The organism is Nordella sp. HKS 07 (assembly GCF_011046735.1).
GTDB lineage: Bacteria > Pseudomonadota > Alphaproteobacteria > Rhizobiales > Aestuariivirgaceae > Taklimakanibacter.
This window is the reverse complement of the sequence record NZ_CP049258.1, coordinates 6,850,275-6,873,339: the sequence shown is the minus strand read 5'-3', so window position 1 is coordinate 6,873,339 and position 23,065 is coordinate 6,850,275. Positions and strand designations below refer to the sequence as shown.

At 62.1% G+C, this 23,065-nt stretch carries 20 protein-coding genes; 11 read left to right on the top strand and 9 right to left on the bottom strand.

All coding sequences use genetic code 11. The annotated features are described in order from the left end of the window. Positions 1 to 25 precede the first annotated feature (25 nt). Together G5V57_RS32575 and G5V57_RS32570 are read right to left on the bottom strand one after the other, a co-directional pair. Positions 26 to 1,228 carry an ABC transporter substrate-binding protein gene (locus G5V57_RS32575; RefSeq protein ID WP_165173214.1) on the bottom strand — a complete coding sequence of 401 codons (1,203 nt, stop codon included), beginning with the start codon at positions 1,226 to 1,228 and terminating at the stop codon, positions 26 to 28. A 61-nt stretch (positions 1,229 to 1,289) separates the two neighbouring features. Next, positions 1,290 to 2,378: a histidinol-phosphate transaminase gene (locus tag G5V57_RS32570; protein WP_165173212.1), complete on the bottom strand. Its 1,089-nt coding sequence runs from the start codon at positions 2,376 to 2,378 to the stop codon at positions 1,290 to 1,292. Positions 2,379 to 2,810: 432 nt separating this feature from the next. Here G5V57_RS32570 and G5V57_RS32565 point away from each other — a divergent pair, with 432 nt between their 5' ends. The 6 genes from G5V57_RS32565 (at position 2,811) to G5V57_RS32540 (ending at position 9,577) form a co-directional block, all read left to right on the top strand. Further along, positions 2,811 to 3,863: an AraC family transcriptional regulator gene (locus tag G5V57_RS32565; RefSeq protein WP_165173210.1), complete on the top strand. Its 1,053-nt coding sequence runs from the start codon at positions 2,811 to 2,813 to the stop codon at positions 3,861 to 3,863. A gap of 293 nt (positions 3,864 to 4,156) precedes the next feature. Beyond that, on the top strand, positions 4,157 to 5,158 hold the full coding sequence (locus tag G5V57_RS32560; protein ID WP_165173208.1) for a UDP-glucuronic acid decarboxylase family protein: 1,002 nt from the start codon (positions 4,157 to 4,159) through the stop codon (positions 5,156 to 5,158). Further along, the gene (gene galE, locus G5V57_RS32555; protein WP_165173206.1) at positions 5,158 to 6,144 is read left to right on the top strand and encodes a UDP-glucose 4-epimerase GalE; all 987 of its coding nucleotides are present in this window, start codon (positions 5,158 to 5,160) and stop codon (positions 6,142 to 6,144) included. Before G5V57_RS32560 ends, galE begins: the two co-directional genes overlap by 1 nt. Continuing rightward, positions 6,141 to 7,982 (top strand): glycosyltransferase family 2 protein, encoded by a 1,842-nt coding sequence (locus G5V57_RS32550; RefSeq protein WP_165173204.1) that lies wholly within the window; start codon positions 6,141 to 6,143, stop codon positions 7,980 to 7,982. The genes galE and G5V57_RS32550 overlap by 4 nt, the downstream gene beginning before the upstream one ends. A 30-nt stretch (positions 7,983 to 8,012) precedes the next feature. Continuing rightward, complete coding sequence (locus G5V57_RS32545; RefSeq protein WP_165173202.1) at positions 8,013 to 8,615, top strand: DUF995 domain-containing protein; 603 nt, start codon at positions 8,013 to 8,015, stop codon at positions 8,613 to 8,615. Continuing rightward, positions 8,612 to 9,577: a glycoside hydrolase family 26 protein gene (locus G5V57_RS32540; RefSeq protein ID WP_371744694.1), complete on the top strand. Its 966-nt coding sequence runs from the start codon at positions 8,612 to 8,614 to the stop codon at positions 9,575 to 9,577. Before G5V57_RS32545 ends, G5V57_RS32540 begins: the two co-directional genes overlap by 4 nt. A gap of 427 nt (positions 9,578 to 10,004) precedes the next feature. Here the strand turns inward: G5V57_RS32540 and G5V57_RS32535 are convergent, their stop codons facing one another. From G5V57_RS32535 to G5V57_RS32525, 3 genes are all read right to left on the bottom strand, one after another. Continuing rightward, positions 10,005 to 10,448, bottom strand: a complete 444-nt coding sequence (locus G5V57_RS32535; RefSeq protein ID WP_165173200.1) for a DoxX family protein — start codon at positions 10,446 to 10,448, stop codon at positions 10,005 to 10,007. Between the two features lie 62 nt (positions 10,449 to 10,510). Further along, positions 10,511 to 10,975: a tetratricopeptide repeat protein gene (locus G5V57_RS32530; protein WP_246737755.1), complete on the bottom strand. Its 465-nt coding sequence runs from the start codon at positions 10,973 to 10,975 to the stop codon at positions 10,511 to 10,513. 28 nt (positions 10,976 to 11,003) lie between these two features. Further along, positions 11,004 to 11,978, bottom strand: a complete 975-nt coding sequence (locus G5V57_RS32525) for an MBL fold metallo-hydrolase (protein ID WP_165173196.1) — start codon at positions 11,976 to 11,978, stop codon at positions 11,004 to 11,006. Positions 11,979 to 12,289: 311 nt separating this feature from the next. Here G5V57_RS32525 and G5V57_RS32520 point away from each other — a divergent pair, with 311 nt between their 5' ends. Both G5V57_RS32520 and G5V57_RS32515 read left to right on the top strand, forming a co-directional pair. After that, the gene (locus G5V57_RS32520; RefSeq protein WP_165173194.1) at positions 12,290 to 13,039 is read left to right on the top strand and encodes a sigma-70 family RNA polymerase sigma factor; all 750 of its coding nucleotides are present in this window, start codon (positions 12,290 to 12,292) and stop codon (positions 13,037 to 13,039) included. Next, positions 13,036 to 13,842, top strand: a complete 807-nt coding sequence (locus G5V57_RS32515) for an anti-sigma factor (protein ID WP_165173192.1) — start codon at positions 13,036 to 13,038, stop codon at positions 13,840 to 13,842. The genes G5V57_RS32520 and G5V57_RS32515 overlap by 4 nt, the downstream gene beginning before the upstream one ends. A 93-nt stretch (positions 13,843 to 13,935) precedes the next feature. Here the strand turns inward: G5V57_RS32515 and G5V57_RS32510 are convergent, their stop codons facing one another. Further along, positions 13,936 to 15,027 carry an LLM class flavin-dependent oxidoreductase gene (locus G5V57_RS32510; RefSeq protein WP_246737453.1) on the bottom strand — a complete coding sequence of 364 codons (1,092 nt, stop codon included), beginning with the start codon at positions 15,025 to 15,027 and terminating at the stop codon, positions 13,936 to 13,938. Continuing rightward, a complete protein-coding gene (locus tag G5V57_RS34700; RefSeq protein ID WP_165173188.1) occupies positions 15,024 to 16,265 on the bottom strand; it encodes a kynureninase in 1,242 nt (413 codons plus the stop codon). Before G5V57_RS34700 ends, G5V57_RS32510 begins: the two co-directional genes overlap by 4 nt. 83 nt (positions 16,266 to 16,348) lie before the next feature. Between G5V57_RS34700 and G5V57_RS32500 the strand changes: the two genes are divergently transcribed. The 3 genes from G5V57_RS32500 to G5V57_RS32490 are packed head-to-tail and all read left to right on the top strand — an operon-like array spanning position 16,349 to position 20,543. After that, complete coding sequence (locus G5V57_RS32500) at positions 16,349 to 18,442, top strand: hydantoinase/oxoprolinase family protein (protein WP_165173186.1); 2,094 nt, start codon at positions 16,349 to 16,351, stop codon at positions 18,440 to 18,442. After that, positions 18,442 to 20,112, top strand: a complete 1,671-nt coding sequence (locus G5V57_RS32495; RefSeq protein WP_165173184.1) for a hydantoinase B/oxoprolinase family protein — start codon at positions 18,442 to 18,444, stop codon at positions 20,110 to 20,112. Before G5V57_RS32500 ends, G5V57_RS32495 begins: the two co-directional genes overlap by 1 nt. Further along, complete coding sequence (locus G5V57_RS32490) at positions 20,109 to 20,543, top strand: SRPBCC family protein (RefSeq protein WP_165173182.1); 435 nt, start codon at positions 20,109 to 20,111, stop codon at positions 20,541 to 20,543. Before G5V57_RS32495 ends, G5V57_RS32490 begins: the two co-directional genes overlap by 4 nt. Positions 20,544 to 21,119: 576 nt before the next feature. Here the strand turns inward: G5V57_RS32490 and G5V57_RS32485 are convergent. After that, positions 21,120 to 22,145, bottom strand: a complete 1,026-nt coding sequence (locus tag G5V57_RS32485; RefSeq protein ID WP_165173180.1) for an aldo/keto reductase — start codon at positions 22,143 to 22,145, stop codon at positions 21,120 to 21,122. A 131-nt stretch (positions 22,146 to 22,276) separates the two neighbouring features. Further along, positions 22,277 to 22,993, bottom strand: a complete 717-nt coding sequence (locus G5V57_RS32480; RefSeq protein WP_165173178.1) for a GntR family transcriptional regulator — start codon at positions 22,991 to 22,993, stop codon at positions 22,277 to 22,279. Positions 22,994 to 23,065: the final 72 nt, after the last annotated feature.

Here is a 23,065-nt window from a genome sequence, read left to right as displayed (position 1 = left end):
CCCGGCGGGGGAGAGGGGAAATACATCACTGGAATATGGCGATCTGCTTGTAGGTGTCGCCGTCGACGATGAACTTGCCGATATAGCCCGTCACATCGCCATTGGCGTCGAACTCGTAGGAGCCGCCAGCCCCCTCATAGTTGATGTCCTTGCCGGCCTTGATCAGCTCCTTGGCCTTGGCCCATTCGCCGGGGCCGATCACCTCGCCGGGCGCGGTGGCGACGTCGCGCAGGGCCTGGCTCATCTTGGTGCGGTCGGTGGAGCCCGCCTTCTCGACGGCGAGGGCCGCAAGGAAGGTCGCATCATAGGTCTGGTCGACGAAGGGCTTGTCGGCGCCCTCCTTGAATTCGGCGTTGAAAGCCTCATGCAGCTTGGCGGAAGCCTCGTTCTTGTCGGGCGATGTCGGCGCGGAGAAGAAGGAATCCTTCAACGCGTCGGCGCCCACTTCCTTGATGAGCTGGTCGTCGCGTAAGCCGTCAGTTCCGATGAAGCGCTGGAAGAAGCCGCCTTCTATCGCCTGCTTGACGATCTTCGAGCCCGAGCCCGAGGCATAGGCGATGACCACCAGGGCCTCCGGTCCGTTCTTGGCAAGCGTGGCGATCTCTGAGCGGTAGGAGTTCTTCTTGTCTTCATGCTTCTCGAAAGCCGTCACCTCGCCACCCGCTTTCTTGAAGGCGGCGTTGAAGGTGTTGGCGATGCCGACGCCATAGTCGTTGTTCACATAGGTGATGGCGACCTTCTTGATGCCCTCGTCGAGCACGATCTTGGCCAGCACGTCGCCCTGGTAGTTGTCGCTCGGCACGAGACGGAAGAGATGGTCACCGTCCTTCATATCGGTCATGGCGGGTGAGGTGGCAGTCGGCGAGATCTGCACGACGCCGGCCGGAATGGTGACCGCGGTGGCGGCGGCGATGGTGGAGCCCGAAGCCAGCGCCCCCATGACAATCGGCACATTCTCGACATTGATCAGCTTGTTGGCGGCGTCGACCGCCGGCTGCGAGGCGGCCTGGCTGTCGCCGACCACCAGCACGGCCTTGCCGTCGAGAAGGCCGCCGCCGTCATTCACATTCTTTATGGCGAAGTTGGCGGCATTCATCAAAGGCGGGATGAAGCTCGCCAGAGGGCCGGTCACGTCCATCAACGCGCCGATCTTGACGTCCTCCGCCTGCGCCATGGCGGTCGAGGCGACGAGGCTCGCCATGGCCGCCATCACGATAGATTTCCTCATTATATTCCTCCCTGGTTTTTAGATTTGCCCATACTACTTTGGCCCCGATGAGCCTGTCAGCTCATTTCAGGAACTTCTCCAGGAGCCCGATCAGGAGCTCGTTCTCGACCCGGTTGCCGAGGCCGATGCGGCTCCAATTGGCAAAGCCCGGCTCGCCCACCGGGCGCAGCCATATGCCCGCCTCAAGCATGGCGAAATCAATGAAGCGGGCGGCCGACCGGCTTTCCTCGTCGGGGAAGCGGGTCAGCAGAAAATTGCCGAATCCGGGCAGAAAATGCAGGCCGAGCCGGCTGTAATGCCTGGCCATGAAAGCCCTCTCGGCGGTGGTCTCGGCGACCACACGGTCGACAAAGACCTGGTCGGTGACGGCCGCTGCAGCCGCCGCCTGGGCGATGGCGTTGATATTGCCCACCCCCCTGATGAGGTTGAGGCCTGGCGTCATCCAGTCGGGCGCCACCGCCCAGCCGACCCGCAATGCGGCCAGCCCATAGGCCTTCGAAAAGGTGCGGGTGACGACGATATTAGGATGCGACCCGCCATAACGCATCAGGCGGTCGAGATCGACCTTGTCGATGTACTCGCCATAAGCGAGATCGAGGACGAGGACGACATGCGGCGACAGCTTCTGGTGCAGCCTGATCACCTCGTCCACCGGGAGAAGCACGCCGGTCGGGTTGTTGGGCACGGCGAGGAAGATCAGCTTGGTCCTGGTCGTGATGAGGCCCAGCAAGGCGTCGATATCGGTGATATAGTCGCGTTCGGGTGCCCGCAGGAGCTCGGCGCCGAGGCGGGCGGCCACCACTGCAAACTGGAAGAAGCCCGAATGCGACATGACGATCTGATCGCCGGCACGCACGAACATGCGGGCGACGACGTCGAGCAGTTCCTCCGAACCGTTGCCGCAGACGAGGCGCTCGGGGTCCAGCGCGAATTGCCCGCCGATGGCGCGGCGCAAGTCGGCGCTCGAGGGATCGGGATAGCGGTTGGGATCGCCGAAGCGCGCCTCCGCCGCAGCCTGAGCCTGGCGCGAGCAGCCATAGGGGCTCTCATTGATGGCGAGCGAGATGAGCTTCTTGCCTTCGGGCGGGGTGGGCAGCACGAAAGGCAGCCGGCGCGGCGGGTTGAAATAGGCGTGGGGCAGGGTGGTCATGTGGAGACCTGCCACGCATTGCTATTATCTCCCTCCACCATGCGAGGAGGGGCGACCCGAAGGGTCGGGGTGGGGCTTCGGCAGACCGGCAGTGCCGGTGAGCGCGCAAATGAAGCCAACGATCGAGAGTCCCCGGCCCCCACCCTGCGGGCTGTCTCTCCCCGGAACGAAGGAGAGCATTGATCCCACTGAATTCTAAACATTGTTTTCATTATAGAACTTCGACTTAACGTACAACGGGTCCAGGCAAGGTAGCAAATAGAAATCAGAAAGGCCGGCCAGGGTCCGATTGCCCGATCACCAGCGTCTTATCCTTCATTGCCTCGCCGGCCGATGCCGTAAGCGGAAGACCGAGCGACAAAAGTTTGCGCTTGGCTACCGTAAGTCTCATATTGTTCGGCGGAGCGGCGTTCCCATTGGCAGATGTCGGTGATGGAACAAAACCAGACGATTTCGCAGACGCTGACCGCCACGCCGAGGACGGCGGGCTTGGCTCTCAGGTTGGCGCTGGCTGAACTCAAACGGCGACACATAGACCCGGCTCGTTTGCTCTCGCAAGCGGGTGTGCCTGCCGCGGCCCTTGCTGATCGCCTTGGCATCAGCGTCATTTCGCAGATCAATTTCCTGGAATTGGTCTCCCGTGCGACAAAGGATGACTGGATCGGGCTGACGCTGGCGCGCGATTTCGACCTGCGCGAACTGAGCATGCTCTATTATGCGGCTGCGTCATCCTATCAACTTGGTGACGCGGTCAAGCGTCTCGAAAGATATGCGCGGCTTGGCAACGAAGCGCTCATGGTGCGGCTGAGCAAAGGCAAGCTATTCAGCGTATCCATTTCGTACACCGGGGTTCCTCGGCACCTGGATCGGCACCAGATGGAATTTCTGACATTCGCATTCGTGCGGCTGTGCCGGGAGTTGGTTGGACGAAGGATCGCGCCCGTCTCCGTAAAGTTCGCGCATCATCGATCCGGCGAGCTGGTCGAGATACAACGGCTGTTCGGTTGCCTTCCTGAGTTTGGCGCATCGGTTGATGAGGTGTGCTTTGATGGTGAAGTATTCGATATGCCACTCATCAACGCCGACCCGTTCCTGAATGAGTTGATGGTAAGGAATTGCGAAGAAGCGATTGCGCAGCGACCATCAAACGTAAGTCCATTCCGCACGCTGGTCGAAAACACGATCGCACCTCTCCTGCCACATGCCGATGCCCAAGCAAAGACAGTCGCGCGGCAGCTGGGCTTAAGTGAAAGGACCTTTGCTCGTCGGCTGGCGATGGAAGGTCTGAGCTTTGGGGAGATCCTCGACGATTTTAGACGTGAACAAGCTGAGCGCTATCTCGAGGACCAGCGGCTGCCCGTTTCAAAGATCGCGTGGCTCTTAGGATTTCAGCAACCCAGTTCGTTCAGCCATGCTTGGCGCCGCTGGACGGGCAAGAATCCATCAGAATTTCGCAAGGCTCGAGCGCACGCCCTCGCCAACTAAAAGTAGCCCAAAAGCGACGAACTGCGATCAGGCACGCGTGGCGCCCGTAGGCGGACGGCTGGCGCCGGCGTCAAAATCATCCTCGTACCCAACGGCATAGCGAATTCAGGCCCTTAGTTGGCCGCCAAGCGCAAGCATATGGCGCCTAAGAGCAAGTCAGAGGACTGGTTCGACCAGGATAGGGACACCAACTATCCGCCGTTAGGTCGCGCATGGCGCGCCCGTGTCACCGATTGAACAGCGCCATCGCCCAACGACAACCAGCGGCAATGAGAAGGTCTATTGGAGGCTAAATGTCGAACCTGCATTCAGTATCTGTGACACCTGCTTCCCAGCGTGTTTTGATCACGGGTGGCGCCGGCTTTCTGGGGTCGCATCTGTGCGAGCGATTGCTCGCGCAGGGGCATGAGGTGCTGTGTGTCGACAATTTCGTAACCGGCCGCCTCAGCAACATCCAGCATCTCGCGAGTAACCCCAAGTTCAGGCTCGTCCGACAGGACATCGTCCTGCCGGTGGTTGCCGAGGTCGACGCCATTTACAATCTGGCTTGCCCCGCGTCGCCGCCGCACTACCAGGCCGATCCCATACAGACCATGAAGACCAACGTGCTTGGCGCGCTCAACCTGCTCGAACTGGCCAGGCAGCGCGGCATCAGGATCTTCCAGGCATCCACATCCGAGGTCTATGGTGATCCGCATGTTCATCCGCAGCCGGAATCCTACTGGGGCAACGTCAATCCGTTCGGTCCGCGCTCCTGCTATGACGAGGGTAAGCGGTGCGCGGAAACTCTGTTCTTCGACTTCCACAAGCAGCACGATGTCGAGATCAAGATCGCCCGCATATTCAATACCTACGGACCTCGCATGCGTCCCGACGATGGCCGTGTGGTCTCCAACTTCATCGTGCAGGCGCTCCAGAACGAGGACATCACGATCTATGGCAACGGTTCGCAGACGCGTTCCTTCTGCTTCGTCGATGATCTGATCGACGGGTTCCTGAAACTCATGGCGTCAGATCGGTCGCTGACAAGTCCCGTCAATCTGGGCAACCCGGTGGAGTTCACGGTTCGGGAGTTGGCCGAGCAGGTCATCGATCTCACCGGCTCGCGTTCGAAGCTCGTGCTTCGTCCATTGCCCATCGACGACCCCCAGCAGCGCCGGCCCGACATCTCGCTCGCGACGCGCGAACTTGGCTGGACACCGAAGGTGGCGTTGACGGATGGCCTCAAGCAGACCATTCAGTACTTTGATGGATTGCTCACTCAGGAAGCGCGTGAACTCGCGGAGACGGCGTGATGTCCGTGCAACGAATCCTGGTGACGGGTGGCGCCGGTTATATCGGCAGTCACACCGCCAAGCTTCTGAGGTCCGGCGGCTTCGAGCCGGTCGTCTATGACAATCTGGTCAGCGGCAACCGAAAGTCGGTTCGCTGGGGGCCTTTTGTTCAGGGCGACATTCTTGACACCAGCTATCTGGCGGATGTCCTGGCTAAGTACGCACCCGCCGCGGTCATCCACTTCGCGGCGTCGGCTTATGTGGGGGAGTCCGTCGAGGATCCCTCAAAGTACTACAAGAACAATGTCGCGGGAACTCTCTCGCTCCTCGACGCCTGCCGCCAGGCCAGTGTCGACAAGATCATCTTTTCTTCCAGCTGCGCCACCTATGGGGTCCCTGCCTCGCTGCCCATTACAGAGACGACGCCGCAAAATCCGATCAACCCCTATGGGCGCACCAAGCTGATCGCGGAACATATGCTGAAGGACTACGCGGCCGCTTACGGCCTGCGTTACGTCGCCTTGCGCTACTTCAATGCCTGCGGTGCCGACCCTGATGGCGAGCTTGGCGAGTGGCATGATCCCGAAACACACCTCATTCCAAAGGCCTTGCTTGCAGCCGGCGGCAGGATTTCGCATCTGCCGGTCTTCGGCGATGACTACGAGACGCCTGACGGAACCTGCGTCCGCGACTACATCCATGTCAGCGACCTCGCTCGCGCACACCTGCTTGCGCTCGAACATCTGAAAGCAGGTGGTGAAAACCTGGCCGTCAATCTGGGAACCGGAAAGGGATCATCCATACGCGAGATCCTGGATGCCGTCGCCAGAAGCACAGGACGGCAGGTTCCCATCGAGCTGCATCCGCGTCGTCCCGGCGATCCGCCGGCACTTTACGCCGATCCGGCCTTGGCGCAGCGGACCTTGGGTTTTGCAACCCAATGTTCTGACCTCGACACGATTGTGCGGACCGCCGCGCCGTTCTTCGGGCTGGAAGCGCGCGCATGATCCCGCAATCCGATAGCTCAGCGCATGTCAGCGCCGCCGAGCCGCGGATGGTGCCGCTGCTTACCGGCTCCCGCCGCGTCGAGCATCTGGCCGGCGCTTGCCTCTGGCTGCTGGCTCTTGCCTTTTTCTGGACGTGGTGGATCAATCCATCACACTATCTGGGGCTCTTCGGCTTTCTGACGGTTACGCTTCCGCTGGCCTGGGTCACGTTTCTGCCGGGCTATTTTATCGCCGTCACCAGTCGTGGTCGCAAACCGGATGGGCCGCTGCAGCTGCCTGCCGGCAGCCGCGTGGCGATGGTCGTGACCAAGGCGCCCTCCGAACCGTTTTCGGTGGTGGCAGCGACGCTCGAGGCGATGCTCGCTCAGGACGTGCCGCATGATACATGGCTTGCCGACGAGGATCCCTCGGTCGAAACCCTGAACTGGTGCCGGGAGCACGGCGTCTTCGTCTCGACGCGCAAAGGCAGGGCCGACTATCACCGCGCGACCTGGCCGCGCCGCACGCGCTGCAAGGAAGGCAACCTAGCGTTCTTCTACGATCACTACGGTTACGAGCGCTACGACTTTTGCGTCCAGCTCGATGCCGATCATGTTCCGGAACCCGATTATCTCCGCCAGATGCTGCGTCCGTTCGCCGACCCGGCCGTAGGATATGTCTCGGCGCCCAGCATCTGCGATCGTAATGCTGCCGAAAGCTGGTCCGCGCGCGGACGCCTTTATGCCGAGGCGAGCATGCACGGTACGCTGCAAGCCGGGTACAATGGTAATCTTGCCCCCCTGTGCATCGGATCCCACTATGCGGTCCGCACTGCGGCACTGAAAGACATTGGCGGGCTTGGTCCGGATCTCGCCGAGGACCATTCGACCACGCTCTTGATGAACGCCCACGGCTGGCGCGGCGTCCACGCGCTCGATGCGATCGCCCATGGTGATGGACCGCGCACATTCGCGGATCTTGTCATCCAGGAGTTTCAGTGGTCGCGCAGCCTCGTCACGCTGCTGCTGCAATACTCCCCGATCCTTGTTCCCCGCCTGCCGTGGCGGTTGAAATTCCAGTTTGTATTTTCACAGCTCTGGTATCCGCTGTTCGCCCTTTTCATGGCTCTGATGTTCGCGATGCCGATTATCGCGCTCGTCCGCGGTGAGAACTTTGTCAACGTCACCTATCCGGACTTTCTCCTGCATTTCGCGCCGCTCTCCGCCGTGCTGGTCCTCTTGGCCTATAGGTGGCGAGCCAACGGCTCCTTCCGTCCGGTGGATGCAAAGATCCTCAGCTGGGAGTTCTCTCTGTTTCTGTTCGCGCGCTGGCCATGGGCGGTGGCGGGAACGATAGCCGCCGTTCGCGACTGGCTGACCGGCTCGTTCGTGGATTTCCGCATCACGCCGAAAGGGGCGTCAGAGGTCGACTTCCTGCCCCTGCGGGTCCTGGCACCCTATGCGGCGCTTTCGATTGCCTCCGTGCTGCCGGCGCTCCTTATCGCCAACGCCGGCGATTCCCGCGGATTTTATATCTTCGCCATCATCAATGCCGCTCTTTATGCGGTGCTGCTTCTCGTCGTCGTCGTCCAGCATGCGCGCGAGAATGTCGTGAGGGTTTCGCGACGCGCCTATCAGCCGGCATTGGCGGCAAGTATCCTTTCACTCTTCCTGCTGCCGGGGATCGCAACTACCCAGCACGGTCTGGAGGGAGCCGAGTCGCTGGCATTCGGGTTCAGCCGCTTCAGTCTTTTCCACGAGAAATACTCTGTGGCAGGTGCCGGACTTGGTGAATCGGGTCTTCGCACGATCACGTTCAGTCCCAGATGGCGTAGCGAAGCGCCAAGTCCCAACAATTGAGTCAGAAGGACGCAACAGGAGTTGGCAACCATGAATAGTGCAAATGTCGGAACCAACGATGTATACTGTATCGGCAGACGTGTCGTGAGCGGGCGTCGCCGCCTTGCGGTATATGCTTGTCTTGGAGCCTTCTCGCTCCTTGCATTCGCAGGCGGCAGCCGGGGGGCGGAAGCGCCACCGCCCAACGCAAAGGCCATGACAGCCACTGAGCTCTACAACCTGTATCGCGATAAGTCCTGGCAATGGAGCGATGGCGCGGGCCTGATGCAAGCGGACGGACGCCGTTTTACGGCTTGGGCCGGATCCGGCGATAAGGCTACCTGGGCGGAGGGACGATGGACCGTGAATGACAAAGGCCGGATGTGCTTCAAGGCGCTGTGGCATTCGTCGTCCGGCGTCGCCCCTGCCAGAACCTGTTTCAGCCACAAGCGGGTCGGCGACACGATCTATCAGAAACGAGATCCGTCGCAGAACTGGTACATCTTCAAGCATTCCCCAGTCGCCGAAGGCGATGAGTTCAACAAGCTTGTGTCGCGGGATCTGGTTTCCCTGAATTTGTACAAGCTCAGAATCGCGATCAAGCCGGCAACGTCCCGTCCCAAGGGCAAGATCAGCAGGAGTAAAAAGAAATGATCAAGTGCAGGAAAAACGCCATTCTGATGGCGGCGCGCTCATGCGTGCTGGCATTATCAGTCGCCGTGTCGGCGGTAGGCATGTCGCGTAGCGTTCTGGCCGACGATGTCCAGGCGCCAGGTGGGGTCACCGACGAGCGGCCGGTCATTACCGACAGCTCCATCGCGTTTGGCGCCTACGATCCTCACGGCGATTTCAGCAACGATCGCAACGTGAAGATCGAGCATCTCTTCCTGCCCTGGGAGGACGTCGATCTGTCGACCCTGGCGCTTGCCGATGCATATGCGCTGCAGCGCGGCCGGTCGCTCATGATCACGATCGAACCCTGGTCCTGGTCGGTCGATTGGCGGAAGAGCCCGGATGAACTCCTGAAGGGGATTTTGGCCGGTAGCTATGACAGCAACATGGCGGCGGTCTGTTCGGCCGCGGCCGATCTGAAGAGTCCGGTCATCATTCGCTGGGCCCAGGAGATGGACGACACCAGCGGCCAGTTCACCTGGTCAAACTGGTCGCCAAAAAACTATGTCGCGGCCTACCAGCGCATGATCACGGAATGCCGCAAGCATCTCAAAACGGCCCAGTATATGTGGTCGCCGAAGGGCAATTCCAACATGCAAGGCTACTATCCGGGCGATGCGTATGTCGACATCGTCGGCCTCTCGGTGTTTGGCCTTCAGGCGTATGACAAAGCCCATTTTGACAAAGAGCGGACATTCGCCGAAGCCCTCGAACCAGGTTATCGCCTGGCCGAAGGCTTCGACAAGCCGATCGTGGTGTCTGAGCTTGGCTACGAAGGCGATGATGCCTATGCGTGCAAGTGGGCGAAGGATGTCGCGAAAGCGCATGCTCAGTTTCCGCGGTTAACTGCCGTCGTGTACTTCAATGATCGTGAGGTCCACCCATGGCCGGACAATTACGGTCTGCCGAACTGGCGTATTGGCGATCATCGTTGCTCAAGCTAGCTTCGCCGCGGGTTGAACAGGCGTGGAAGAGGGGGCATGGTAGCCCCCTCTCTTCGCTGCGCCGGAGAGAGGGATGCTGCGTTCGTGAAGTAATGCGTCTCGCTGCAATACCCTCTCCCCGCTGCGTGCTATCGAATTTACACATCCTGTGTCGCGTGGGCTTATACCCTCGCCTCGCATGCCAATACCCTCGCCCCGCGAGAGCGGGGAGAGGGAGGGACCCATTGCGCAGCAATGGGAGGGTGAGGGGCAACCGGACTCTTTCTGAGAAGTCAGTCCGCTGTGAGACCTGCTTCAGGATAAAAGGGGTAACAGGGATGCCCCTCACCCTCCCAACGCTGACGCGTTGGGCCCCTCCCTCTCCCCGCTGCGCGGGAGAGAGGGAGCCGGCGTGGCCTCGATAATTTCAAGGAGGCTGCCGCCTAGACTAGAGCAGCGCGGCGACCGAGGGAGGCAAAGCTGTCGACCGGCTGCGGATCAAGCCACCGATCGATAGCGATCCCGGCCCGGATATCGCAAGAATGAACATGCCGCCGGCGATCGCCAGGTCCTTCTCGAAATGCAGCAATTCGTTCTGGCTCGAGAGGTTCGTGTGGAAGAGCAGGGCGGTCGCCAGGCAGAAGAGTGCCAAAGCGATGGCGCCGAGCCGGGCGAAGAGGCCTGCCGCGATCGCCAGGCCGGCGCCGAGCTGAAGCGCGATGACGACAAAGGCCACCGGCATCGGCAGGCCGAGTTTGGAAAAGCTTGCCAATGTCGAGCATAGGCTGGCGGCGAGCGACAGACCCTCATGCAGAAAGATCAGAGACAGCAGCAACCTTCCGAGAAGAAGAACGAGATCGGCCAGATGTCGCCGGCTTGTGACAGTATCCATCCTATCCTCCCTGTGGTGGGGAGGGAGCGTCCTCCTCGTCCGCTCCCACGTACCTCCAGTTTTCAGTTGCCCGTCTTGGCGGCAATGGCCTTCTGCAGGTCTGCCAGTTCCTCGCAGCCGGCCGGGCATAGGTTCTTCAGCGTCGCCACCTGCTCCTCGGCCTTGGCCATGTCGCCGGTTTCGACATAGAGCTCGCCCAGATATTCACGGGCGGCCTTGTGGTCGGGCTGCAGTTCCAGCGCCTTGGTGTAGTAGGTCAGCGACGTGCGGTAGTCGCCGGTCTTGCGAAGCGTGAACCCCAACAGATTATAGACATCCGCCTGCTGGTTATCCTCAGCGAGACCGCGGAGCTCGGCGAGCGCCGCGGCATAATCCTTGGCGGCGATCTTTGCCCGTACCGAGGTCAGGTCGGGTGCACCGGTCGCTTCAATATTGTCGACGGCAAAGGCCGGCAGTGTGGAGATCGCGGTAAAGCCGGCTGATGCGGCACAAAGGCCGATGGCGCTGAGAATAACGTATTTCCTGATCTTGATCATGATCGTCTCCTTGAGCCTTTTAGTCCTGGATCGTGGGCGTGAAGGCATAGGCATTGCCGTCCTTGACGAAGGTGCCCGAGCCGGGGAAGGGGAAGTGCGAACCGCAGATCGCGATGTTGTCGGCGATGATACGGTCGATCAGGCGGCGGCGCGTACCGACGGCCATCGGCCCGTCCTGGTCGTAGGCGCCTTGCCATTCGGGATGCGGTGCCAGCAAAGCCGGCACATACATGATGTCGGCAGAGACGAGCAGCTGCTTGCTGCCCGACGTTACGAGATAGGTGGAATGTCCGGGCGTGTGGCCAGGAGCTGACAGAAGCTGCATGCCGGGGGCGACTTCCGCGCCGTCGGCGACGAACTTCCAGTTCTTCCATTTGGGAAAGACTTCGGCGATGCGTTTCCCTGCAGGCTTTCGGCCTTCGGCGAGCTTTTCGACACGACCGGGCGCGGTCCACCAGTTATATTCGTCAGCATTGACGATGAGCTCGGCATTCGGGAAGACCGGATTGTTGGTACCCTTTTCCATCAGCCCCCAGACATGGTCGGGATGGAAATGCGAGATCATGAGCGTATCGATCTTCTTGTAGTCGATGCCGGCGGCAGCCATGTTCGCCGGCAGATGTGTGGCGTTTTGCTGCCACTGGCCGACGCCGGAGCCGGCATCCATCATGATCAGGCGGTTGCCGAGCTTCAGGACGACGACCGTCAACGGGATCGGCATGAAGTCGGTGGTGAGCCCCGCTTTCGACAGGGCTTCCTTGGTATCCTCGATCGAGGCGTTCTTGATGAAGGCCGGGTCGTGCGGCTTCTTCCAGATGCCGTCATAAATTGCCGTGACCTCGATATCGCCGACATTGTATCTGTAGAAGCCGACGGACGGTTCCAGCGGCGTTGCCGCGAGTGCCGGCATGACGAATTCGAGCTTGGACGACAGGCCGAATGCCGCGGCAGCGGCGGCTGAACCGAGAACTGTGCGACGTGACATCGTAAACATGACTATGCCTCCTTTTGGTGATGGCATTCGTGGCAGCGAGGAGCGGCTGTATGGTTTACTGCCCTCACTGACGACCTAGACCGAAGGCAGCGGGCGCTTATTCCCAAGTTCGCGCATTATTTTTCCAAGTGCTTGGGATGGATCAGTTATTTCGGTCGTCCGTCCGCCACGGCGCGGTCGGCGCAAATTAAATCTGCGGCGGTTTGGAATAAAATGCGGCGCCAATCGGTCTAGATGGACAGAGACCCACAATGCGTATTTCGTTTGAGCCGGCCTCATGTCCCAATTTGGCTGCTGACGAGGCAGGAAAGATGATGACACGAGCTCGGATCGCACATTCCATCGGTGCCAATGATTGGCTGTTCCCGCCAATCTGGCAGAGACTCCCGCGCCAAACGCGACCGTCCTTTTCGAAGAGGCTTTTCGAAGGTGCAGTGCTGCTGTTCCATCTGATGGCCGCGGCGAAGGAGGACAGTCAGCAAGCCGCCGCCGGGGCTGTGGCGCGCAGTGAGCTGACGCAGCGTTTTCACGACGTGATCGTTCCGCATCTCGATGCGGCCTATAATTTCGCCCGCTTTCTCAGCCGCGATGCGGATGCTTCCCAGGATATCGTGCAGGAGGCGTTCCTGCGCGCCTATCGCAGTTTCGACACCTACCAGGGCGGCGATCCCCGCGCCTGGCTCTTTGCCATCGTGCGAAACTGCTGCCATGTCTGGCGCCAGACCGATCGCCGCAAGGCCCGTTTCGAGCAGCATATGGGCGATGGCGGCGGCAGCGATGCCGATGACGCGGGAGACTATGAGATCGCCTCTGAGGAGGACACGCCCGAGACGGCGACCATACGCCGACGCGAGCAGGAACGCGTACGCGCCGTCATCGGCGGGTTGCCCGAGCCGATGCGGGAGATCCTGGTGCTGCGCGAGCTGGAGGACCTTTCCTACAGGGAGATCGCCGAGATTATCGAGGCGCCGATCGGCACGGTCATGTCGCGGCTAGCCAGGGCGCGGCGCGAATTCGGCGAAGCCTGGGGCGCATGCAGCCAGAGCGAGGTGGCACGATGAGCGAGGTGCTGCGAATAGGCTGCCCGGAATGGCGCGTGCTGCTGCATGGTTTTGTCGACGGCGAGCTCGCCGCTCCGCATGCATCGCGGTTTCAGGATCATCTTGCTGCCTGCCCGGGCTGCCGGGCGGAGATGGATGAGGTGCGGGCCGCGAGGAAGGTCATTCATCAGGAAGGGGTGAAATGGCGCCCGCCCGAGGCATTGCGGGCACAGGTTCTTTCGATGCTGGCCTTCGAGGAGAGCGCGGCCGCATCACACCCGCCGCAGCGGCCGCAGCCGCAGAAATCCGCCTGGCGGCGTGCGCTCGATCTCTTCAAGCAGTGGAGCTTCCTGCCCGCGGCTGCCGCGCTTGCGGCAAGCCTTTTCCTCTTTGCGATCACGCCGTCCCAGACGCTCGTTCTGCAGGACGAGATTCTGGCGAGCCATATCCGCTCGATGATGGCCGATCACCTGACCGATGTGCCGACCTCCGACCAACATACGGTCAAGCCGTGGTTCAACGGCAAGATCGATTTTTCTCCGCCGGTGATGGATCTCGTGAAGGATGGTTTCCCGCTGGTCGGGGGGCGTGTCGACTATCTCGGCGGGCGCGCGGTCGCAGCGCTTGTCTATCACCGCAATCGCCATGTCATCAATCTCTTCATCTGGCCGGCGAACTCGACGGCGCAGACAGCGGCCGTGCATGACGGTTACAATATGGAGCAGTGGTCCGATGGCGGGCTGGTCTTCTGGGCGATCTCGGACGTGGCACCTGGCGAGCTCGTCAGGTTCAGGGACGTCTTTCGCAGCGCGTCGAAGGGCTGATGCGGCTGTCGTGGATGAGCCGAGAGCTCCGATGCCACGCCATGCCAATACCCTCTCCCCGCTGCGCGGGAGAGAGGGGTTGGCGCATGCTCATCACTTCACCCTGAGCCCGGCCTCGCCCATCAGGGGCAGGACTTCCTTGGTGAAATAGGGCAGCTCGTCGAGGTAATTCACGAAAGAGACCGTCGTGCCGGCAAAGCCCGCGTCCTTCATGCGGATCATCTCGTCGACGATCTTGCGCGGCGTGCCGATGAGCGGATAGGTGCCCGCACCGCCGGCGAAGCGCTTGGCATGCAGGCGGAACGTCGCCTCGTCATGTGAGCCCGCGAATTTCTGCTTCTGCGTCATGTGGTAGTCGACAGCCCCCTTGTCGGCCTCGCTGACCGCGTAGCGCTCGTAATAGGCCTCGGCTTCGTCCTGCGAGGCGCGGCAGACGACGTGGCTGGTCGCGACGACGCCGAGGCTGTGATTGAGCTTCTCGGCTCTCGCCGTGATGTCGACGATATGGCTCTTGCCGGCGTCGATCTCGGAAAAGGTGGTGAGCAGAAAGTCGCTCGCCTGAGCGGCGAAATCACGACCCGGCGGCCCGAAGGCCGCGTTGAAAATGACGGGGCGCGGGCGCTGCACCGGCTTTGGTTTTCCGGAGACATTCTTCAACTGATAATACTTGCCAGCGAAATCGAAGGGCCTGTCTTCGAGATAGATCCGGCTGATCACCTGGTACCATTCGAGCGCCTGGGCATAACGCTCGGCCTCGGCATGGATGCCGAACATGGCGAACTCGTCCGGATTCCAGCCCGCCACGACATTGAGACCGGCGCGGCCGTTGCTCACATGGTCGACAGTCGCTAACGCCTTGGCCGCATAGACGGGATGGATCATCGGCACATGGATGGTCGAGAAGATGCCGATCTTCGTCGTGACCGCGGCCAAGGCCGATGCAAAAGTGAAGGTCTCGAAGGAATGCTCGCGCGAATTGGTGGTGCCGCCGAAACCCTTCCAGCGCGCGATGGGCAGGAAGAACTCGAAGCCGGCATCGTCCGCCATGCGGCAGAGCCTGGTGATGTCGCTCCAGCGCGCCTGCCAGCGCTCCGGCACCGTGGTCAGAGTGAGGCCACCATCGGCATTCGCCGAGAAGATGCCGAGCTTGAAGGGATTGGGGCCGTAGATGGGGTGGGCGCTCACACGGAAACTTTCTTGTATTTGGGCTCTTGCCAGATGTTCTCGGCCAGTATGCGCTTCAGGCGCATGACCGCTTCGTGAATGTCGACATGCGAGATGACGAGCGGGCTGACGCCGAAGCGGATGGCGTCGGGCTTGCGGAAGGAGGAGACGACGCCCTGGTCGATCAAGGCCTCGACGACCGAACCTGCACCCGGCGAACGGAAGGAGACATTGCCGCCGCGACGGCCGTGATCGCGCGGCGAGGTGACCTCGATTCCCAGCGGCGCGCATTCCTGATCGAGCAAAGCGATGAGGAGGTCGGTGAGCGATTTGTGCTTGGTCCAGAGCTTCTTGGGATCGATCTTCGGCCAGATATCGAGAATAGGTTTTGCCAGCTCATTGGCGGCGACCGCGGGTGTTCCGGCGATGAAGCGCTTGACGCCCGGATGCGGCACGAAATCGCGGGTGAAGCCGAAGACATCGGCGTGGCCCATCCAGCCGGCAAGCCGTGGCCAGACGGCGTCGGCGATGTCCTTGCGGGCATAGATGTAAGCGGGACCGCCGGGGCCGGTGCAGAGGTATTTATAGCCGCAGCCCACCGCCATGTCGGTGCGACTGCCCTTCAGATCGACCGGAACGGCGCCCGCCGAATGCGAGGTGTCCCATACGGTGAGGGCGCCCTTGGCGTGGGCGGCTTGCGTTACCCGCTTCATGTCCCAGCGCTCGCCCGAGCGGTAATCGACATGGCTCAAGGCCGCGACCGCGACCGTCTCGTCGAGCGCCGCCACAGCCTCTTCCTCGCTGTCGACGAAGCGCAAGGAGAGGTGGCCGCCCGAGGCCTCGACCAGAGCCTGGAGAACATGCACATCGGTCGGAAAATTGCCATTCTGGCTCAGGATGACCGAACGCCCGGCATTTACGCCGAGGCAGTGGCTCACCGCCTTGAACTGGTTGATGGTCGTCGAATCGCACACGACGACATCGCCGGGACCGGCGCCGATCACCGGGGCTATGGCATCGCCGAGCTTCGAGGGCATGTCGAGCCAGTCGCGGTTGCTCCAGCCGCGCCGGCGCAGATTGACCCAGTCATCGAGAAGGCCTTCCGCCTGCCGGCGCACCGTCTTCGGCATCGGCCCGATCGAATTGGCGTCCATGAAGATGGTGCCGGCCTTGCTTTCGAAAAGATCCGCGATTCCCGCCAAGGGATCGGCGGCATCGAGGGCCTGGGCATGCTTCAAAGTGAGCGATTTAGCGAGCATCGGAGGATTATTTCATACCTAAAATAATGCGGCAACGGGGATTTGCTCTTGCGGAATTCTCAGGCGCCGAGCTAGGGAGGAACATGGCCGCAAAACAAGATATTCGACTTGCCGCCGATATCGGGGGCACATTCACCGACATCGTCCTGGAAATACCAGGCCGCCGCCACAGCTGCAAAGTGCTGACGACGACCTCAGCACCCGAGCTCGGCGTGCTGGAGGGCATCGACATCGTTCTCGCCGAGGCGAAGCTCGATCCCGGTGAGGTCGACGTCTTCATCCATGGCACGACGCTCGCCACCAATGCGCTGATCGAGCGCAAAGGGGCTAAGACCGCCTTCATCACGACCGAAGGTTTTCGCGACGTGCTGGAGACCGGCTATGAGAAGCGCTTCGATCACTACGACCTGATGATCGACCGGCCGGCGCCGCTGGTGCCGCGCACGCGGCGCTACACGCTCAGCGAGCGGCTCGCCGCCAATGGCGATGTGCTGGTGCCGCTCGACGAGAGCGCCATCCCGGCGCTGGTCGAACAATTGCATGCCGACCAGGTCTCCGCCATCGCCATCGGCTTTCTCCACGCCTATGCGCATGACGCGCATGAGAAGCGCGTGCGCGATCTGCTGGCACCGCATTTCGGCGATGACGTCACCATTTGCCTGTCGAGCGAGGTGACGCCGGAGATCCGCGAATATGAGCGCTTCTCGACCACCTGCGCCAATGCCTATGTACGCCCCCTGATGGCGGGCTATCTCATGCGCCTGCGCGATGAGCTGTCACGGCGCGGGCTCAAGGCGCCGCTTTTCCTCATGATGTCGGGCGGCGGCCTCACCACGCTCGAGACCGCGGCGCGCTTCCCCATCCGCCTTGTCGAGTCAGGACCGGCAGGCGGCGCCATCCTCGCCAGCACCATCGCGCGGCAATTGGGACTCGATGAGGTGCTCTCCTTCGATATGGGCGGGACCACCGCCAAGATCTGCCTGCTCTCCGACGGCGAGCCGGAACGGGCGCGCAAATTCGAGATCGCGCGCGCCTATCGCGACATGAAGGGCTCAGGCCTGCCGGTGCGCATCCCGGTCATCGAGATGGTCGAGATCGGCGCCGGTGGCGGCTCGATCGCGCGCGTCGACAGGCTGGGGCGCATCACGGTCGGGCCCGACAGCGCCGGCTCGACGCCGGGACCCGTCTGCTATGGCCGCGGCGGAACCGAGCCCGCGGTAACCGACGCCAATGTGGCGCTCGGCAAGATCGATCCCGCTTACTTCGCCGGCGGCAAGATGGCGCTCGACGAGGAGGGCGCCAAGGCCGCGCTGCAGAAGGCGATCGGCGATCCGCTCAAGCTCGACGGCATCTGGCCGGCGGCGGGCGTCACCGAGATCGTCGAGGAGAACATGGCCAATGCGGCGCGCGTCCACGCCATCGAGCGCGGCAAGGATATCGGCGCCTGCACCATGATCGCCTTCGGCGGTGCGGCACCTCTGCATGCCTGTCCGCTCGCCGAAAAACTCGGTGTTGAGCGCATTATCGTGCCGAGCGGCGCCGGCGTCGGCTCGGCGATCGGCTTCCTGCAGGCGCCGATCGCCTATGAGATCACCCGCAGCGCGGCACTCAATCTCGCGAGCTTCGATGCGGCGAAAGCCAATGCGCTCTTGAAAGCGATGGAGCGCGATGCGCGCCGGGTGGTCGAGCCCGCCGTCGGCAAAGAGAAACTGCGCGTCATCCGCATCGCCGATTTCCGCTATGTCGGGCAGGGCCATGAGATCCGCGTCGCGCTGCCCGACGGTCCGCTCAAGGCGACCGACGGGCCGAAGCTGCGCCAGGCCTTCGAGAAACTCTACAAGGTCCTGTACGGCCTCATCATCCCCAATATGGAGATCGAGGCGGTGACCTGGTCGGTGACCGTCTCCTCGACGCCGCCCAAGGTGAAGCGCGCCGGCAAACCGCGCGCCGCCACCGCGCCGAAGCCCCGCAAGCAGCGTCAGGTCTATGACCAGGCGCTCGGCAGGACGGTCGCGATGCCGGTCTATTGGCGTTTCGACATGAAGCCCGGCTCGCGCATCAAGGGACCGGCGATCATCGCCGAGAACGAGACCTCGACGCTGGTCGGTGCGCGTTTCCAGGCTCACCTCGACAGCCTCGGCTATATCGTCCTCGAAAAAGTGAAGGGAGGCCGCTGATGTCCAAACAGGCCCTCGCCGCGATCCGCACGCAAGTGATGTGGAACCGGCTCATCGCGGTGGTCGAGGAGCAGGCGCAGTCGCTGTTGCGCACCGCATTCGGCACCATCACGCGCGAGGCGGGCGACCTCTCCGCCGGCGTCTATGACACCAAGGGCCGCATGCTGGCCCAGGCGATGACCGGCACGCCCGGCCATGTGAACACCATGGCGACGGCGGTCGAGCATTTCTTCCAATGGTACCCGGTCAAGGACATGAAGCCGGGCGATGTGTTCATCACCAACGATCCGTGGCTCGGCACCGGCCATCTCTTCGACTATGTGGTGATGACGCCGGTTTTTCTCGGCAGGAAGCCGGTGGCGATCTTCGCTTCGACCTGCCATGTCATCGATGTCGGCGGCGTCGGCATGTCGGCCAGGGCCTTTTCCTCCTTCGAGGAGGGGACCCTCATCCCGCATCTCAAATTGCGCAAGGCGGGCGAGATCAATGAGGAGCTGCTCTCCATCATCCTCGCCAATTCGCGCAACCCGATCGAGGTCCGGGGCGATCTCCTGTCGCTGGTCAGCGCCAATGACACGGGCGCCCGCCGCCTCATCGACATGATGACGGAATTCGGCCTGAGGGACATCGACAGGCTCGCCGAGCACATCCTGACGCAATCGGAGAAGGCGACGCGCGAGGCGATCCGGGCGCTGCCGCAAGGCCAGTGGTCCTATGAGATGCCGCTCGACGGCTATGAGGCGCCGATCCTGATCAGGTCGAAGCTCACCGTCAAAGGCGGCAATATCACCATCGACTTCACCGGCTCGTCGCCCGCGTCGATCCGCGGCATTAACAGCCCGCGCACTTATACGCATGCCTATTCGGTGTTCGGGCTTAAGGCAGTGATCGCGCCGCATGTTCCGAACAATATCGGCGCGCTCTCCTGCTTCGATCTCGTCACCGAGGCCGGCACCTGCGTCGATCCGATCCGGCCGAGCCCGGTCACGGCGCGCCATGTCATCGGCCAGATGCTGGCCGATGCGACCTTCGGCTGCCTGGCGCAGGCGCTGCCCGGCAAGGTGCAGGCGGAAAGTGCCGGCAGCATCTGGATCCTGTCGCTGTCGAGCGCGCATGAGCAGGTGCCGGCGAAGGAGACGGCCGGGGCACAGCGCTTCCAGGTGACGAATGTGGGCTTGGGCGGCATTGGCGGCAGGCCCGGCAAGGACGGGCTGTCGACCACGGCGTTTCCCTCCGGCATCGGCGCCATACCGGCGGAGATCACCGAGGCGCAATGCCCGCTCTATTTCAAGCGCAAGCAGTATCTGCCCGATTCAGGCGGGGCCGGCGAATATCGGGGCGGCCTCGGCCAGGTGATCGAGATCGCCAATCGCGAAAAGGCGCCCTTCATCATCTCGGCGGCGACCTTCGACCGCATCCACAATCCGGCGCAGGGCCGTGAGGGCGGCAGCCCGGGGCGCAAGGGGAGCGCCTCTCTGGGCAGCGGGCCTCGGCTCAAGGACAAGGGCAATCACGTGGTGCCGGCGGGCGACAGCCTGGTCGTCGAATTGCCGGGCGGCGGCGGCTTCGGCCGGCCGCAGGCGAGGAGCGACGCCGCGATCAAGGCGGATATCGCGGCCGGCCTGGTGAGCGAGGCGGCAGCCGAGCAGGACTATGGATTTGCCTCATGAAAGCCGGACAGTCGCATATCACTTCAGCGGTGGTGAAGGCGGAGGCGAGGAGCGTCTTCGCCCGGATGGCGGATGCTCAGAAGCTGCATCGCTGGTCCTTCGGCACATGGAAGACCGAGATCGGCGAAGACGGGCTGGTGCGCGGCACGAGCCTGTTCGACGGCAGCAGCATTCACCTGCGCATCGATGCCTACGAGACGCGTCATATCATCGACTATCATCTGGGCGTCGATCCGCAGAAGCTGGTGCCGCGCATTCAAGTGCGCGTCGTGCCGGGCGAGCATGTCGGGCTCGACAGCGGACATTCGGTGCTGACCTTCATCGCTTGGCGCTCGGAGGCAATGGATGACGACCGCTGGCGCCGCCTTACCGCGAGCCATGAGATGGAAGTGATGTTGATCAAGGCGATGATCGAAAGCGGGCAGTTCTGATCGCATTTGACCTCGCTTTTCCCGGCCATGATGAAAATAGAGGGAAAATACAGCGAAACTGAGAAAAGCGCCTTCCCCGGTCCCGGCCTTCGTCGAGTCTCATAGCGATTTCAAAGCTTTGCGAAATATATTGTTATGGCTCGGGCAGGGAAGATCGAGTGGTTCGCTTCTCGCGCGTGCATTCACTTTTGCTTGCTTTGACGAGGCCGCATCTGGCGGGCGCCGTCCACCACATGGCCGAAATCGACTGGCCACCGGCCTGCGGCTTTGCCCCTCGCCCTGCAAGCGAAGCACAGCGGGGAGAGGGAAGGGGCCCGACGCGCAGCGGCGGGAAGGGTGAGGGGCACGGCCATCGACGCAGTGAGGTCCTACTTGTCGCGAGAGCGTTCGGTTGCCTGAGGTCGAACTCAATCTCGCAAAGGCCCCTCACCCTCCCATTGCTATGCAATGGGTCCCTCCCTCTCCCCGCTAAAGCGGGGCGAGGGTAAGGGCGCATCCCTCATGAGATGTGTGCATATGATAGCGGCTTTCGCCGGGATGACGGAAGTGAGCGGGGCGTTGCCTTCGCATCGTTCTCTATTTCGGCACCGGTGCGCGTTCATCCATAAGGCCTTCGGCCTTGAGGTCGCGCCACATCGCCTTGGGGATCTTGGCGGCGAGAGTCTTCACATTGATCTTCACATGCTCAGGCGTGACGCCGCCGGGGATGACCGAGACGACAGAGGGATGGGCGAGGGGGAAGCGCAGGGCGGCTTCCGGCAATTTCACCTTGTGGCGCCTGCACACCGCCTCGATGCGGCGCACGCGATCCAGAATATCCTTGGGCGCCTTCGAATAATTATAGGTGGCGTCGGGCTTCGCGCCGGTCGCCAGGATGCCGGAATTGTAAGGCCCGCCCAGCACGATGCCGATGCCGCGCTCCTCGCAAAGGGGGAGGAAGCTCGCGAGCGCCTTCTGCTCGAGCAGCGTATAGCGGCCAGCGAGCAGGAACAGGTCGAAGTCGCCGCGCCTGGTCAGGGTCTCGCAGACCTCCCATTCATTGACGCCGCCACCGAAGGCCTTGATCACCTTTTCATCGCGCAATTTGACCAGCGCCTTGTAACCGCTCTTCATCAGTGTCTCGACATGGGCATCGCGCGCCGCCGCGGTGCCGTGGTTGAAGATGTCGATGTCGTGCACGAAAAGAATCTCGACGGAATCGAGCCCCAGACGCTCGAGCGAGAATTCGAGCGAGCGCATCACGCCGTCATAGGAGTAGTCATAGATCTCGCGGCGCGACGGGATATCGAAGAACTTACCGATGCCGAGCCGTTCGGAGGGCTTGCTCACCTGGAGCAGGCGGCCGATTTTGGTCGAGACGATATAGTCGGAGCGCTTCCTGCCGCGCAGAAAGTGGTTGAGGCGCGTTTCCGAAAGACCGGCGCCATAGAGCGGCGCGGTGTCGTAATAGCGCATGCCGGCCTTCCAGGCCGCCTCCAGCGTGTCCTGCGCCGCCTTCTCAGTGACGGTGCCGAGAAGGTTGCCGATCGGGGCCGTGCCGAAGCCCATCTCGGTGAATTTGAGCGTGGCGCCCGAAGGCGCCTTGAAGGTTTTGGTCCGCATCACATCCTGTCCGTTTTGTAGATCACGATGAGTTTGGATCGACGCGATCCAAACTCAATAAACGTGATCGATTCCCATGTGTAGCGCGGGATTCTCGCGAAAAACCGGCGTCCACTTTTTCGCATCCCGCGCTAATCCTGCCAATCGGTGAAGAGTTCGGGCTCGCGCCTGGCGAAGGACATGAGCTCCTTCATGACCTGATCGAGATGAGCGCCCATGGTGCGGGCGGCCTCAGCGCCATCGCGCTGTTCGAGGGCGGCGACGATGCGCTCATGCTCGGCCACCGTCTGGGCCCGGCGCAGCGGCGAGGCGAGGAGGAACCGCACGCGGTCGAGAGCGAGTCTGGCGGATTCGACCACCGCGCGGACGCGGGGAAAACCGAGCTCGGTCAGCAATATGTCGTGGAAGGCGAGGTCGAGCCGGTGGAAGCCCTGCTTGTCGCCGCCCACCACGGCCTTCCTCTGGGCGGCGAGGTTGGCCTTGAGCTCTGTCGCGGTCTCCTGGTCCATCGTGGCGGCGAGTGCCCGCACCGCCTCGGTTTCCAGCGCTTTGCGCAGGAACATGTTCTCGCGGACATCGGAAATCCTGATCAGCGAGACGGTGGTGCCGCGTTGCGGCTGGATGTCGACCAGACCCTGATCCTGCAGGCGGGCCAGGGCCTCGGAGACGGGAAAGCGCGAAACGCCCAGTCTTTCGCACAACCTCGCCTTATCGAGCGGCGCGCCTGGCTCGAAAGCGTGCATCACGATGGCGTTGCGCAGGACCTCGACGACCCGGGCGGTGGCGCCGCCGCGCTTCTCGCCCCGGATATTCTCCAGAAACTCGTAGGATTTTCCTTTGGCAATCATGCTAACATGTTAGTATGGCCGTGGAAACGCCAAGTCAAAGCCTTTTCAATCCACGCATTCTGATCGAGAATT